This is a genomic window from Lewinellaceae bacterium, assembly GCA_020636105.1.
In the GTDB taxonomy this organism is placed as follows: domain Bacteria; phylum Bacteroidota; class Bacteroidia; order Chitinophagales; family Saprospiraceae; genus BCD1.
The window spans coordinates 924708-940931 of record JACJYL010000002.1 but is presented as its reverse complement, the minus strand read 5'-3'; the positions used below and the strand labels follow the sequence as shown (position 1 = coordinate 940931).

Genomic DNA, 16224 nt, shown 5'->3' with positions numbered 1-16224 from the left:
CTATTTTAACTTCTCCCTCAAAAATTTCAATGCCACCTCATTCGCCTCTGTAGCCGCTTTCTCATTGTAACGCGGGCTGCTCGGATTGGCAAATGCATGGTCGGCGTCATAGGTATGTACCGTCAGGTTTTTGCCGGCAGTTCTGGCTATGTCCCTGAAATTTTGAACCACCTTAGCATTGATAGACTGATCCTGTTCTGCAAAGATGCCCAGTATATCTGTTTTGAGTGGAGCCAGATCTTTGGCATTTTCTACTGGCATACCATAATACATCACACAACCGGCAGCCTCGGAACCCATCAGAATAGAAGCTTTTAGCGACAAACCTCCACCGAAACACCAGCCAATGGTGGCGATTTGTGTGGCGTCACCCGCAAGTCTGGTGGCATCAAAAATGATGGTGCGCCCCCTGTCCATATTGAATGCTTTCATGTATTTGGCAGCATCTTCCCTGGTGGTGGCCACCTTCCCGTCGTACATATCCGGAGCGATTACCATCACATTTCCGAGGCTGTCAAATAAACGGTCGGCTTCCCGCTTGATTTGATCATTCAATCCCCACCATTCATGGAAAACGAGTAGTGCCTTTCCCGTGTATTGCTGAGGAACGACCACGTAGGCATTGACTGCCTGGCCATCACTTCCTTGTAGGGTAACCATTTTTCCGATTCCCTGGTAAACAATTGCTTCCGGCAGTTCATGTTTGCCCTGGAATGATTTATCATCCGCAAACTGGGTCATTCCTTCCTTTTCTCCTCCCTGGTCAGCCGTTTTGGATCCATCGTTGGTACAGGCAGATAAGGCAAGGATTAAACTAAAGAACACCGGAAGGCTAATTTTTTTGATCATGGCTTATAAGGTTTTTGATAAATGGTATGCGTTGTTACAAACCCAAAATTAAGAAATTGTTGCCACATCTCCATTATTGATTTTGACGACTATTTCATAAAACCTGCCAACATGGTCTGCCCTCGGCAGCTTTGTATGGAGGTTACAGTTTGTTTCAGTTTAAATCTGTTTTTGCCCACCTAAATGGTTTCAGGCTTGTTCAAAAAATTACTTTCACCTGTATTTCCCAAGTTCTTTGACCCTTCTGTCTTTTGATTCTTTTGTTTCTCAAAATACCTGTATGGGAAATTAGGGTATTATATCAAATTTATCATTTCCCTGGCTTACCTTTGCTGACCTGATTTGAAATAAAAAAACCATGACAAAAGTAAGCCAATCCATCATCCAATATAAAAAGGGACGTCTTTCAAAAAGCACCCTTTTAGATCTTTACAAAAAGCTTCTCATGCCACGACTGGTGGAGGAGAAAATGCTCATTTTATTGCGACAGGGAAAGATTGGAAAGTGGTTTTGTGGCATTGGCCAGGAAGCCATTTCGGTAGGATGTGCGGCGGCATTGAGGGAAGATGAATATATATTTTCCATGCACCGGACGCTGGGTGTTTTTACTGTCCGTGAAGTACCTTTGGAAAGGCTTGCCGCCCAGTGGCAGGGAAAAAACCTGGGATTTACCAACGGCAGGGATCGTTCCTTCCATTTCGGAGCCCCCGATTACCATATCATCGGGATGATCTCTCACCTTGGCCCCCAGTTGTCCATGGCTGCAGGGGTTGCTTTATCCCATAAAATGAGGCAGGAAGGGCGCGTTTCATTGGCTTTTACCGGGGACGGAGCCACCAGCCAGGGGGAATTCCATGAGGCGATGAACGTAGCGGCCGTTTGGCAGTTGCCGGTCATTTTTGTGATTGAAAACAATGGTTACGGTCTTTCAACGCCCAATGCCGAGCAGTTTCGTTGCGAAAACCTTTCCGACAGGGCCGTTGGGTACGGCATGAGATCCGTTATCATCGATGGCAATAATGTGCTTGAAGTGTACCAGACCATCAGCAAACTGGCGAAAGAATTGCGTGAAAAGCCGGAACCCGTGATGGTGGAATGTATGACTTTTCGTATGCACGGACACGAAGAGGCTTCCGGCACGAAATATGTTCCTCAACATCTTTTTGACTATTGGGGCAAACGCGACCCTGTCAACAACTACGAACTTTACCTGAAAAGCGAAGGATTGATAACGGAAGAAGAGGTCGAATCCATCCGGGAAGAGATGAAAGCGGATATCAATGCGAGATTGAAAATTGCCTTTGAGGAACCTCCGGTCAGCCTTTCTTTGGAAAAAGAAATCGGGGATGTTTATGCTCCATTTGATGGCACCTCTATCACTCCCGGAGAGGAACATAAGGAACTTCGGTTTGTCGATGCCATTTCCGAAGGACTTGATGAAGCGATGAAAAGACACGGCGACCTGGTGCTGATGGGGCAGGATATTGCGGAATACGGCGGGGCTTTTAAAATCACCGATGGCTTTGTAAAAAAATACGGCACCGACAGGGTGAGAAATACCCCGCTTTGTGAAAGCGCCATCCTGGGCATTTGCCTGGGAATGAGTATTCGCGGCCATAAGACCATGATGGAGATGCAGTTTTCCGATTTCGTCTCGGTTGGTTTCAATCAGATCGTCAACAATTTAGCTAAGTTGTATTATCGATGGGGACAAAATGCGGATGTGGTCATCCGGATGCCTTCAGGCGGTGGGGTAGGAGCAGGGCCTTTTCATTCCCAGACTACAGAAGCATGGTTTACCCATACCCCCGGACTCAAGGTCGTTTATCCATCCAATCCACATGATGCCAAGGGGTTGCTGCTGGCCAGTTTTGAGGACCCGAACCCGGTTATGTTTTTTGAACATAAAGCCTTATACCGTAGTAATAAAGGAGAAGTCCCTGAGGGTTTTTACACCGTAGCAATCGGAAAGGCTAAAGTGGTTCAGGAAGGAAACGACTTATCCATAATTACGTATGGAATGGGTGTTCACTGGGCCCTGGAAGCGGTAAAAAATTTGAATATCGATGCCGAAATTCTGGATCTTCGTACCTTATTACCACTTGATTATCAGTCTATTGACGAAGTGGTGAAAAAAACCGGGAAAGTACTCGTTTTACACGAGGCCACCCTGACGGGGGGATTTGGCGGAGAGATTTCGGCTTACATATCCGAACACCTTTTTGAGTATCTTGACGGCCCCGTAATCCGGGTGGCTTCTATCGATACGCCAATACCATTTGCGGCAAGCCTGGAAAAACAATTCCTGCCGGTGGAACGGCTAAAAAACCAATTGCAAAGACTTATGCAGTATTAATAAAAAACAGCGCATAATCCAATAAAAAAGTGTAAATTTACCGGGTAAGAACACCACGGTTTGACAAAATATCCGCTTGCGCAAAATCTTGTGCAAATGGTAAAACAAAAATCAAAAAATGTCCTGATCGACGGTTCCAGGATTATCGCAGAAGCCTGTGTCAGGTCCGGTGCCGATGTATTTGTAGGATACCCGATCACGCCTTCCAATTTATTTTATCGCTACAGTCAGCAAGCGTTTCCACTATTCATGGCGGGCCCCGATGAAATTTCGGTGATCCAGTGGATGACGGGGTTCAGTGCAGCGGGTAAATTCCCGGTGACAGCAACCTCCTTTCCGGGCCTTGCCCTCATGGTGGAAAGTCTCAACATGGCCTACATGATGGAAATGCCCATGCTCCTCATCATTGTGCAACGGCTCGGTCCCAGCACAGGGTCTGCGACCACCGGGGCACAGGGCGATCTGAAATTGTTGAACGGCATCATTTCAGGAGGATATCCCGTACCCGTCTTTTGTCCCTCCACCTATGAGGAGGGATGGAGCCTGGCGCATAAGGCGATCGGGACGGCCATTAAATTAAGAACTCCTGTCATCCTGCTTACCTCCAAAGAAATGGTGATGACACAGAGGAGTTTTGACCTTTCTACCTTGCCGGATATTGAAAAAATAGAACAGCCGGTTTACAGTGGCCAGGATCCCTACAAATCCTATCTTGCCGGGCAGGACCTCGTGCCGCCTTTTGTGCCGTTAGGTCATACCGATCACCAGGTTCGCATCAATTCTTCCACCCATGACAATGAAGGGATGATCCGAAAAGGAACGCCTGAATCTTTGGACAATACAAGGCGTCTTAGGGCAAAAATTGAAAAGCATTTGCCTGAAATCACCTTTTACAGCCTGGAGGATGAACCCGGCGCGCGGGACCTTATCGTCACGTATGGAATCTCAGCGGATGCCTCAAGGGATGCGTTGTTGCAATTGCGTAAAAATGGAAAAAAGGTAGCATTGCTCACCGTAAACACCCTCCTGCCGGTGGCCGCTGAAATAGTACAGTTGATCAATCGTTATGAGCGGGTCACTTTTGTGGAAGAGAATTTGACAGGCCTGTACCGGGAGATCATTTTCGGGCAACAGCAGCACGGCAGGATCCGATCGGTGAACAAAATTGGCAGTATGATCGATCCTTCCGAAATTGTAGCAAAAGTGATCGAAAATCTTTCAAATCAAAATGGCAATTCATGACTCAAAATATATTAACCGAGCAAAAATTCCCTTTCTGTCCCGGTTGCGGACATGGGGTGGCAGTGAAAAATATTTCAAAGGCATTGACGGGACTGGGCTATAACCCGCTGGATGTAGTAGTGGTAAGTGATATTGGGTGCAGCGGATTGGTTGACCCTTTGTTTGCAACCCATACCATTCACGGATTACACGGGCGTGCTCCTGCCCTGGGGTTAGGCATTTCCATAGGATTGTCAGCCCCTGGAAAGAAAGTGCTCGTCATACAGGGCGACGGAGGGGTAACCATTGGCTTGCAGCATGTTCTGGAAGCGGCAAGAAGGAATGCAGATCTGACTCTTGTTGTACTTAATAATCAGCTATACGGCATGACCGGGGGACAGATGAGCGGATTATCGACCAACGACTTTAAGGACTTCAAACATTTTCCTGATGAGGCACCTCCTTTTGATATCATCCGATTGGCCCATCAGGCCGGGGCGGGGTTTGCCGCCAGGGTTACGGATCCGAAAGATTTCCAGGAGAAGCTTACGGAAGCTTTTGCCTACAAAGGGTTTTCCATTGTGGAAGTGTCGAGTATGTGTACCTCTTATGCCTTCAAAAAATGGAGTGATTTTCAGGAGGTCATTGAACCCCCTGCGAGTTTATTAAATATTCGGGAAGCTCCCCGGTATGAATTCCGGGAATGCGCCACCCTTTTCGACGAAGAAGAGGTGCTGTCCCAATTATTCGAATCTCCTTTACAGGATAGGGTTGGCGTAGTCATTGCCGGTTCTGCCGGAGGGGGGATTCAGTCTGCTGCGATGCTTTTGGCGAACGCGGGCATCCTATCGGGGTTGCATGCTACCATGAAAGGAGAATATCCCATTACGGTAGGTACAGGGTTCTCCGTGGCGGAGGTGATTTTGTCCAGGCATCCAATAAATTATACAGGTTTGGAAGCCCCTGAAGCTATTTTAATCGTGACGAGTGAAGGACTTCAAAAAGTAAAAGGCCGGATAGCAGCCCATTCCCGGGTGTTTATAGACAGCAGTCTGGAACCTGCCGGACTGGATGATGCCGTCTTCCATCCTTTTCAAAAAATATCCGGCAAAAAAGGAGCTGCTCTAAAAGCCGTACAGCATTGGGTGGCCACCAGCGGGGTGATCCCAGAAGCTGCTTTTTTTGAAGCCATCAACCGACATAAATATGCAGACAAATTATTGGAGGCGATCGGTCAGAAGGAGTGAAAAAGGTAATGGGGGGTAAAACCTGTACAAGGAAATATTTTTTTTTAAATTTTTCTTGCTCAAAAATTAGAAACCGGATTGACGATTGTAACCGCTTTCCTGAAAAAAAATACCGTTTCCCACAATATTTTACACGGGGAACGGTATTGGAAAAAATTTGTTTTTAAAACCAATCTTAGTATGGTACTGGAAAAAAAACAGATAAAAAGAATTTTGCATAAAGTTAATAATCAGTGTTTTATTGAAGCAAATTCAAAGAGGTGTATATTGCGTTTTAAGGAAGTATATGCAAAAGAGAGGTTTTGTAATGAGCTCAAAAGGAGCACGGTATGCTGAAAAAGTTCTTCTAATTACTTTGACCAGATATAAAAATCTTGTATATTTGTCGGGAACTTTTTGAGCTGTTATCCCCACCAATTTCAAAATAGGCATCTACAATTTCAATCCACAGTCTTAAATATTTCCTTTTGTTTGTACATTTGTGCCCCAAACAAAAAGGAAATAGTATAATATGAATTTTGATGAGATTATCGCGGTAACCGGCCTTGGAGGTCTTTACCGTATGGTTGCGAACCGAAGTAATGGTTTAATCGTTGAAGAACTGGGTTCTGGAAAACGACGATTTGCTTCTGCAAGAAAGCATCAGTTTACGCCATTGGCATCTATTGGGATTTATACCGAAGATGGGGATACAATGGAATTGAAAAAGGTATTTCGCAATATGGAGGACCAATATGAAGACAATCCGCCCATTGATGTGAATAGCCCCGCTGAAGCTTTGCATGAATATTTCAGTGATGTTTTACCTAGTTATGATTCTGACAGGGTAAAAACGGCTGATATTAAAAAAGTAATAAAATGGTTTATCTTCCTTAAAGAGGGGAATATGTTAACTCTGGAAGATGCCGACGACAATACAAAAAATAATCCTGAGGCATAGCATTTTTTAATGCGAACCTTGACGACCTAAGCCGCTAGACAGTTTAACTGTTTATCTGGTGGAAAAAATTATATTATGAGAGCTACTGACGAATCTATTCGACAGGGAGACAACTTCATACCAGGCTATTTTGAGGTTAATTCCTGGGAAACGTTAAAGCCTTACTACGATGACCTTGCCGGCAGGCTAGTGTCTTCAGTTAAGGATTTAGAGAAATGGATATATGACAGGAGTCATTTAGAGGCGGTTGTTGGTGAGGCTTTTGGCTGGCGATATATTAATATTACCAGAGATAGTGCGGATGAAGAGGCTGCATCAAGATATCAGCACGCTGTTCAGGAATTATCCCCGCAAATATATGCCTACGAAAACCTGCTCGATAAAAAATTAGTAGATTCTCCCTTTTTTGAATCTCTTGATAAAGATAAGTTTTTTATCTATTGCCGGAATGTAAAAAACGCAGTAGATCTTTTCAACGAAAACAATATTTCCATCTCCACTGAAGTACAGCTCAAGTCAAAGGAACATGGAAAGATTTTTTCCGAAATGACAATAGGGGTTCACGGGGTTCAGATGACCCTCCAGAAAGCAGGATCACTGCTTGAAGAAACCGATCGCGTTTACAGAGAAAGTATTTATCATAAAATCAATCAAAGAATATTACAGGATACAGAACCGCTGGAAAACCTTTTTGATGATCTGTTGGAAAAACGGCATCACATGGCCCTTAATGCCGGTTTTGAAAATTTCCGTGATTATAAATTTGCTGCACTGGGTCGATTTGACTATTCCGTTCAGGATTGTCTCGATTTTCACGATTCCATTCAATATGAAATCCTTCCGTTACTGGACAATTTGAATCGTTATCGCCGGGATAAGCTGGGGCTTGATGTGTTGAGGCCCTGGGATATTCATGTGGATACCAACGCCAAGCAGCCGCTCCGTCCGTTTGAAACTGAAGAAGAACTGGTTGAGAAAACCATTGATTGCCTCAACAGGCTCAATCCTTCCTTCGGAGAAAATATTGCCACGATGCGGGAAATGAAGCATCTGGATTTGGCTTCACGTAAAGGGAAAAGACCGGGAGGGTATAATATGCCTTTACATCTTACCGGGGTGCCTTTCATTTTTATGAATGCCACCAATACGCTTAACGATCTTCGTACTTTATTGCATGAAAGTGGCCATGCCGTTCATGCTTTTCTCACCGCAAAGCTGGAGTTGAATGCGGCAAAAAGAGTTCCTTCAGAAGTGGCCGAACTGGCCGCCATGACCATGGAACTGCTTACCATGGATCATTGGGACGTATTTTTTGAAAATGAAGATGATCTCCGTAGGGCAAAGATCAATCAGTTGGAAACGGTTTTGAAGGTGCTGCCATGGGTAGCCACCATTGATAAGTTCCAGCATTGGTTGTATACCAATCCCAACCATAGCCGACAAGAAAGAAAGGAAGCGTGGATGAGAACCATGGACGCTTTTAGTTCCAAAGAAATAGATAAAACAGATCTGGAACATTATTCAGAATACATCTGGCACAAACAATTACATATTTTTGAGGTGCCTTTTTATTATATTGAATATGGAATGGCCCAACTCGGTGCCATTGCCATCTGGAAAAATTACAGGGAAAACCCTGAGGCCACTATTGAGGCCTACATCAACGCTCTCAAAATGGGCTATACCAAACCTATCGGTGAAATTTATGAAACCGCAGGGATTGCCTTTAATTTCTCAAGGGAGTATATCCAGGAACTGGGCGCTTTTGTAAAGAAAGAATTGAGAGAATTGTTACACTGATTGACAAAGGATCAAGGGCTTTCATAAGGCTAAGTAATTTTTCGGGGAACTTTCGTGCCGCCTTTAGCGCAGTATAATTTACTTAAACCTTTAGTCTTAAACCTTTAGTCTTTACTAACGGCCCCTCACCGTGACGCACTATACCTAATCCTTTTATCATCCTTTGGCGGCCTGGGGCAAAAAACTATTCCCGGGTACTTAATATATAGTATCAAAGCCTATCTTTGCGCCATAATTTTAATCAAATGTACAATAATAAAAAAGTGATCGTGGTCTTGCCTGCTTACAATGCTGCGCAAACCCTGGAAAAAACTTATAATGAAATTCCGCTTGACCTGGTGGATGAGGTAATATTGTGCGATGATGCGAGTAAAGACGATACCGCCGAACTGGCAAAAGCCATCGGGGTTGGACATGTCATCGTTCATGAGACCAATAAAGGGTATGGGGGCAACCAAAAATCTTTATACAATAAAGCGCTGGAATTGGGGGGAGATATTGTCATTATGCTGCACCCGGATTATCAGTACACCCCCAAATTGATTCCTGCTATGGTCAATATCATTGGTGATGATCTGTACCCGGTAGTGCTGGGGTCACGCATCCTGGGAAAAGGGGCTTTGGCGGGGGGGATGCCTGTTTATAAATACATTGCCAATCGTTTTTTAACCCTTTTTCAAAATATTCTGATCAATTATAAACTCTCCGAATACCATACGGGATACCGGGCGTTCAGCAGCGAAGTGCTCCGGGCCATCAATTATAATGAAAATTCCGACGATTTCGTTTTTGATAATGAAATGTTATCACAGATCATTTATGCGGGATTTCACATAGGAGAAGTAACCTGTCCCACAAAATATTTCGAGGAGGCCTCTTCCATCAACCTGTCAAGAAGTGCAAAGTATGGTTTAGGGGTTATTCGCGTATCCTTTTCTCATTTTTTACAAAAATTAGGATTGGCAAAATTCAAATTGTATAAAAGTCCGAAATCTTATTGAGTGGAAAGGGCTTTTTTTCCCAGGTAAATAAGTGCGAGGATGAGGGTATAAGTAATTGTTGCTGGCATAGTCTAGTCCTGTTTTGTTTAAAGTCTTGGCTATTTAACGCAGGATTTTATCTTTTAGTGGATTTTTATACAATTAATTTACATGATACCTGACATTGTTTTCTTTCTCGATAAAAAAGTGGAGGCGGTAAATATTCCTGATTACATCGCTGACGATCCGATTAGTATTCCTCACAGTTATGAAAAATTGCAGGATATCGAGATCACTGCCTTTTGGACCGCCATGCTCGCCTGGGGGAAACGCAGTATTATTATCAATAAATCCCGGGAGTTGTTCGATTTGATGGATGGGGCGCCTTACGATTTTATCCTTAATCATGAAGAAAAAGACCGCGTCCGGTTTGAACACTTCAAACATAGAACCTTTCAATATACAGATACCCTTTATTTTCTCGAATTTTTTCAAAATTACTATAGGGAAAATCAAAGCCTGGAAGATGCCTTCGCCCGTTTCCTGACTCCGGAAGACCCCCATGTTGGCCCGGCCTTGACCGGGTTTCATGAATTGTTTTTCAGTCTGCCTGTTGCTCCTCAGCGTACCCGGAAGCACGTTTCAACGCCCGAAAGGAATTCTGCCTGCAAGCGGTTAAATATGTTTCTGCGGTGGATGGTGCGCCAGGACGATAAGGGAGTCGATTTTGGGTTATGGAAACAGATCAGACCTGGTCAGTTGCTGATCCCGTTGGATGTTCATGTCGATAGGGTGGCTCGTAAACTGGGGCTACTGCACCGAAAACAAACCGACTGGAAAGCCTTGATGGAACTCATGGAAGTACTGCGTTCTTTTGATCCGGAAGATCCTGGCAAGTACGATTATGCCTTGTTTGGGATCGGTGTTTTGGGGGAAACGGATTTGTTGGATTTTAGACATTCCCACTGAACATGAGTCTTGCCGGCATTTCAAAAACTACCTGAACTGGAGATTATATAAATATTGGAATTGTTTTTTTGATGTTTTCAATGCCTGGAACCATGAGTCACTCATTGTTAGTCAGCATCACCAAATGAAAGGCAGAACCTGGTGGAATTTAGATTGAATCTGATCACAAAAACCCTTAATTTTATATGATAATTGATTATGAAAACCTCATTAAGGGCGTCGTTTTTTTTGCTGTGTTGTGCCTTTCTCCTGCCTAGCTCCTGCCACAAGGAGTGTTTTATCCCCCGATATTGGTTTGAAATCCCTTTTGCTGTTTCGTTGACGGCTGAACCCATGAATGTCGGAGACACGTTATGGCTCGAATCGACTTATGACTTTAGCCTTTTGGACCTAAATACGAATAAGCTGGTTGATGTTGGAAATTTTGATATGGGTACAAGCCTGGGATTTCCTGTGAAATTAGATACCCTTCCTGTTGAAGGAAATGAATCGGTCTATTTTGATTTTGTGGCGGTCCTTGGCGAAATAGTGCTTTATCCTCCATGGGGACAGTTGTTTTATGCAGTAAACGCAGGTGGAAATACGATAAAGATAGGTTTGATAGCTAAACGTCCTGGTATATATTCTTATAATTTTTATTCCGCATTTTATAAATACACCATTTACTCTACTGATCCAAATAGCATCAATTATTTTTCCCGGAAGGCAACCTTTTCAGGGGCCGATTGCCCATGTACGATTTATCTTACTTTCCGAACGTCCTCGGATCTTGAGGATAATAATTTTAAACTATTAAGCTTAACTCCGGATGACCCTGACTACTCAATGCGGTTGGATGATTTCAATAATCGCGGAGGTTTTATGGTCGAAGTGATAGAGTAGGGGCGTCCGTTTTTTCTTTTTCAATTGAGTTATTGAAGCTTGTGTCGAGCAGATTTTTAAAAATTTTCAAAAAAAAGAAACTTTTGTGGGTAAAAATTCGCAATAAAATCAAAATAGGCTTATTTTTTTGTAAATAAAATAAAATTTAACCCCTTGCCTGACAAAAATCATAGGAATTTTTCCGCCAATACGTTACCTTCTCATCGAGTTTATCTAACCAAATTAAGTAGTTATGAACACAAAAGTTATGGATCTCGCAGGTCCCGGTATCGGCACCTATGAAGAAGTGGAAAAAGTACTTCCAAAAAATTACCGATCTTTACTGACACCTAAAGAAACGCAGATTGCGATCAAGGCGGTAAAGGATTACATCGAAGATAACCTGGCCAAAGAACTCAATCTGATGATGGTGACGGTACCGCTCATCGTGGATAGAAACAGTGGGGTGAATGACTACCTCGACAGAGATGGCTCCCGGACACCGGTAGAATTTCATATCAAAAATGATCACGGTAAAAACCCGATTGATGCGCAGGTGGTACAGGCTGCCACCAAATGGAAAAGGATAGCCTTGAAGCAGTTTGGACTGACAGTGGGCGAAGGAATCAATACCGATATGCGCGCCATTCGAAAAGATTATTTCCTGGATCATGATCATAGTGCCTACGTTGATCAGTGGGACTGGGAAAGAGTGATCACCTCAGAACAACGCAACCTAAACTTCCTGACGGATATTGTAAAAAAAATATGGAAGGTACTAGTTGGGGCACAACGCCATGCCCAGGAATTGTTTCCACAGTTGAAAGACGACAAATATCCGAACCTGCCGGAAGAACTTGTCTTCCTCCACGCAGAGGAAATCCTTGAAATGTTTCCTGACCTGCCAAGGAAGCAAAGAGAAACCGAAATCCTTCAAAAATATCCTGCCGTTTTTATTTACGGGATAGGCTGGACGCTGGCTGACGGCTACCCGCATGAAATGAGAGCTCCTGATTATGATGATTGGGTAACACCCACGCTTTCGAAAGACGGTCGCCCCATGCATGGGCTCAACGGAGATATTCTCGTTTGGAATCCTGTGACCCGGCGTCGGCACGAACTATCCTCCATGGGGATTCGCGTAAATGAGAAAACCCTGAAGCAGCAGCTCGAAATTACCGGGCAACTCGATTTTCTGAAATTGCCGTATCACAAAGCGATCATCAATAAAGAATTGCCATTGAGTATCGGCGGCGGTATCGGACAGTCAAGGGTTTATCAGTTATTGCTCAAAAAAGCACATATCGGCGAAGTGAGTTGTACCGTTTGGCCGGAAAAACTCAAAGAAATTTGCCGGGAGAAGAATATTTTTGTAATTGAATAGATAAAATGCCGGTAGACGGTTGACGATAGACGGTTGAGGGAGGCTTGCACCTTCCTTGTGTTTATTCCGGTCTGGTATCTCCACTCCGAAACGACAAATCGACTATCGTTGGCCGTTTATCGTCTTTCGTTATTTAATCCGTTTAATACCGCTTTCCTTTTTGACAATGCGCCTTTTTTCACTGGGGTTACTTTCTGTGTTTTGGCGGTTAACTGCTACTACCGCGTAGGTGTATATTTTCCCTGTTTCAGCTGTATCGTCGATATAGATGAATTTTTTATCAACAGATCCAAAGGGCATTATTTTTAGAATATTCCTAGGGTTATCGAAATCCAGTTCTTCTTCTACAACCCCCTCGAATCGATAGATCACGTAATAAAACGGGAGGTGTTCCGCATCATTTTTGGCGGGTTTCCATTTCAGTCGAACGTCTTCTGCATGGCGGCGAATTCGGCGGAAATTCGGCGGGGCCTGTCTACGCAGCTCCAGGCTATTGGTTTCCGGTAGCAAGGCCGGTTTTGAATAGTAGATTTCCAGAGAATCTTTTAAACCGATGGGGTTTTTGAGTATGGATCTTGCACTGAAATAAATGCTGCCCAGTATTTTGGTATTGCTGCGGTTAAAAAAGATCTGTTTGGGAATTTCGTTTCCATCTAGCCAGGGAAGTTCCGGGTTGTCCCCGACTTTATAGGCAGCTTGCCCGATATAAAGATTGCAATTGCCGGCCTGTATGGCCCACCAGTCTGCAAGGGTAGCATAATCGGCAGGGGGATAACCGATGTGCCAGTATATTTGAGGTGCGACATAATCGACCCATCCGTTTCTCATCCAGTGAATAACGTCGGCATAAAGGTCATCATAGCAGGTGACGCTGGCCCTGGTGTCAGACCCAAACGGATCATTTGCCCTGTTGCGCCATACTCCAAATGGGCTGATACCGAATTTTACATGTGGCTTTAGTTCTTTGATGCGCTGTGAAACACTTTCAATGAGTTTGTTGACATTATCCCGGCGCCAATTTCCGATATCGTTGTAAAAAGCTCCGTAAAATCTAAAATCCAGGCTATCAGGATATACTTCCCCTTTTTGCGGGTAAGGGTAAAAATAGTCATCAAAATGGATGCCGTCTACGTCATAATTTTCCACCACTTCCGCCACCACGTTCACCAGGTGGGTACGCACCTCGGGCATGGCTGGATTGAGATAAAAACGCCTGCCGTATTCCACCATCCAGTCAGGGTGTTGAAAAAACACGTGCTGAAGGGAAAGCTGGCTGCTGTCGAGGTTCATGGTCGCCCGGTACGGGTTGAGCCAGGCATGGAATTCCATGCCTCTTTTATGGGTTTCTTCGATCATGAATTTCAGGGGGTCAAATTCATCCTGGGGGCTGCGGCCCTGCTCTCCGGTAAGGAAAGCGGACCAGGGGGCCAGCTTGGAAGGGTAAAAAGCATCCGCCGCAGGGCGTACCTGGAAAAGGATAGCATTGAATCCTAAAACTTCGTATTTATCCAGCAGGTTTTTGAACTGCTCCTGGATGGCGATCCGATCAGTGGTTTTGCTCTTCGGGAAATCGATGTTAGCTACGGTGGCTATCCAGACGCCCCGGAATTCGCGCTTTTGTGGGTGATTCAGTGCTTTTTGCGCATTTAATAAAAAAGGCAGCAGGAGTGCAATGATCAGCAATGGTAGTTTCCCAAAGGAGAATGTATCGGTTTTTAGTACCTTTTTCATAGTAGATATTTTTTCAAATTCATTGCCAAAAAGCTTGGGCCAAATTTACCAATTCATCCTCCATTTTCGCATAATTCCAGAAGAAAACACTTTTTTGCATACCTTTTCGTTCTGCCATAAAGCAAATCTCCTCATTTTCATCTCCTCATCCGCACATCAAAAAATCCACACTTCCTACATATCACATTCTTCCAGCAGCCAATAACGGTTGATGAGGTTGTTGGTCGATTCAATTTTTGTTTTAAGTCCATCCAGCTTTTCCCTCAGTTTAGTTTTCGGATAGGTACTTGCATGGTGTTTAAGCAACACGAGTTGCTTGGCAAATTTCAGGAAATTGGTATAACCTCTTTTGAGTTCAAGGGTCATTTTTTGGTTCCGGATGACGTAAATTCTAAACGTTTCAATAAGGGAAAGCACGGCTTCGGTATCCTTCAATGCGAAATAAGTACGCAATAAAAGGAAGGTTGTATTGAGGTGGTATTTGATGTCTGTGAATTGTACCAATAATAAAACAGATAAGGCTTCGCTGTACATTTTCTTATTATAATACAAGTGGGCCAGGTTATAATTATAGGCATTCTCCCTTCTCGGGGCATTCAGTTTGTCTTTATAGGTCTGAATGAAATTTTCAGCCCATTCGAATTCCTTCAGACTGCAGGCCAGGGAAGTGATGTTCTTATAATTCCATTCGGAAAGAATCCCGTTGTCGAGAATAAGACCGGTTTTAAGGCCTTGCTCATATAGCTGGAACAATTCTCTCTGGTAGTTGCTGTCACCATTATTGATTTGTCGAATACAATAATTGTTGGCAAAGGAATAAAGATCACTTTGTTCCTCTGAGGACAATCTGCTCACGTCGTGTGAAAGAATGTCAATGAGTTTTTTGTAATGGTCCGGATTGTCTTCTTCCTGGAGGCTCTTAAGAATGGTGTAATACATAATGATGGACAGGTCCTCTCTATAATCCTCCATATGGTCCTGAAGGTATTGCATCAATTCTTTGAGAAAATGAAAATCGTAGTTGGTATTCAACATGATCATATTGGCCGTCAGGTGACAGCTGTTTCTCAATTTCTCGATGATATAGAACCGATCGAGGCTGTTAAGCATTTTCTGAAAAAGCACCGATTTGGTCCTGTCTTCGTATTGGGCAGCATAATAACCCAATAAATAATTTAAGCGGTATTGGGCATAATGGTAGTCGTTATTCTGGTGTGGCGTTTTCTTTAAATTTTTCTCTACCTGTTTTCCCCTGTTTTTTAAAAGGTCGAATTGATTGTTTTCGTAGGCCGATTCTATGGTGAATAAGGGTTCCATAAAATCCTGCTCTTCAATGTATTTTATGGATAAAAAACGGAAATAGAGTTTTTTTAAATAAGACATCACATTGTGAAGCTGTTGTTCTTCAAACTTTTCCCCGGGGAAAAGTTGTGAAAATACGTACTCCATTGTCAGTTTAATGCGCTTTGAATCTATGCCCTTTAAAATGATTTCAAGTAACTGGATCGTTTTTTCATGTCTGTTAAAGTAAGGGGATTGTACAAATAAACGAAATCGTTCTCTTTCTCTTATCCCAAGGGCTTCAATATGTTTTATTAGTCGACTTTCCTCCATTAAAGATTTAATTTTTTATTTTTTTTCAACAGATCGAATGCTTTATTTTACTATTAATAAGCTTGTAATCAGTTTTTTATACGAAACAAGAATGATAAAGTTACATCAGAAACTTATTAAAATGTACTATTGAGGATTTTTTTTTTGTCCCATATTTGTACCGTGACTCACAATGAAACACTATTCATTCAAATCATTACAGAACTTTGAGGATTTAATTTTCTACTGAACCTTGACTTATTATCGGCAATGTGATCCCATTCTACATAAGC

At 43.3% G+C, this 16224-nt stretch carries 12 protein-coding genes; 9 read left to right on the top strand and 3 right to left on the bottom strand.

The window, feature by feature from the left end; all coding sequences use genetic code 11:
- On the bottom strand, nt 1-849 hold the full coding sequence (locus tag H6571_20850; GenBank protein ID MCB9326202.1) for a dienelactone hydrolase family protein: 849 nt from the start codon (nt 847-849) through the stop codon (nt 1-3).
- A 358-nt stretch (nt 850-1207) separates the two neighbouring features.
- Between H6571_20850 and H6571_20845 the strand changes: the two genes are divergently transcribed.
- The 9 genes from H6571_20845 (at nt 1208) to H6571_20805 (ending at nt 12607) form a co-directional block, all read left to right on the top strand.
- On the top strand, nt 1208-3205 hold the full coding sequence (locus tag H6571_20845; GenBank protein ID MCB9326201.1) for a dehydrogenase: 1998 nt from the start codon (nt 1208-1210) through the stop codon (nt 3203-3205).
- Between the two features lie 96 nt (nt 3206-3301).
- A complete protein-coding gene (locus tag H6571_20840; GenBank protein ID MCB9326200.1) occupies nt 3302-4447 on the top strand; it encodes a hypothetical protein in 1146 nt (381 codons plus the stop codon).
- Nucleotides 4444-5673 (top strand): 2-oxoacid:acceptor oxidoreductase family protein, encoded by a 1230-nt coding sequence (locus tag H6571_20835; GenBank protein ID MCB9326199.1) that lies wholly within the window; start codon nt 4444-4446, stop codon nt 5671-5673. Before H6571_20840 ends, H6571_20835 begins: the two co-directional genes overlap by 4 nt.
- A 511-nt stretch (nt 5674-6184) precedes the next feature.
- The gene (locus tag H6571_20830; GenBank protein ID MCB9326198.1) at nt 6185-6613 is read left to right on the top strand and encodes a DUF5606 domain-containing protein; all 429 of its coding nucleotides are present in this window, start codon (nt 6185-6187) and stop codon (nt 6611-6613) included.
- A gap of 75 nt (nt 6614-6688) precedes the next feature.
- A complete protein-coding gene (locus tag H6571_20825) occupies nt 6689-8413 on the top strand; it encodes a M3 family oligoendopeptidase (protein ID MCB9326197.1) in 1725 nt (574 codons plus the stop codon).
- Between the two features lie 245 nt (nt 8414-8658).
- A complete protein-coding gene (locus tag H6571_20820; GenBank protein MCB9326196.1) occupies nt 8659-9414 on the top strand; it encodes a glycosyltransferase family 2 protein in 756 nt (251 codons plus the stop codon).
- Nucleotides 9415-9564: 150 nt separating this feature from the next.
- Nucleotides 9565-10362, top strand: a complete 798-nt coding sequence (locus H6571_20815) for a TIGR02757 family protein (GenBank protein MCB9326195.1) — start codon at nt 9565-9567, stop codon at nt 10360-10362.
- A 333-nt stretch (nt 10363-10695) separates the two neighbouring features.
- On the top strand, nt 10696-11244 hold the full coding sequence (locus H6571_20810; protein ID MCB9326194.1) for a hypothetical protein: 549 nt from the start codon (nt 10696-10698) through the stop codon (nt 11242-11244).
- Between the two features lie 232 nt (nt 11245-11476).
- Entirely contained in the window at nt 11477-12607 is a 1131-nt protein-coding gene (locus H6571_20805) for an aspartate--ammonia ligase (protein ID MCB9326193.1), read from the top strand.
- Between the two features lie 129 nt (nt 12608-12736).
- Here the strand turns inward: H6571_20805 and H6571_20800 are convergent, their stop codons facing one another.
- Nucleotides 12737-14338, bottom strand: coding sequence for a family 10 glycosylhydrolase (locus H6571_20800; GenBank protein ID MCB9326192.1), 1602 nt, complete (start codon nt 14336-14338; stop codon nt 12737-12739).
- 174 nt (nt 14339-14512) lie between these two features.
- Nucleotides 14513-15787: a hypothetical protein gene (locus H6571_20795; GenBank protein MCB9326191.1), complete on the bottom strand. Its 1275-nt coding sequence runs from the start codon at nt 15785-15787 to the stop codon at nt 14513-14515.
- Between the last annotated feature and the right edge of the window lie 437 nt (nt 15788-16224).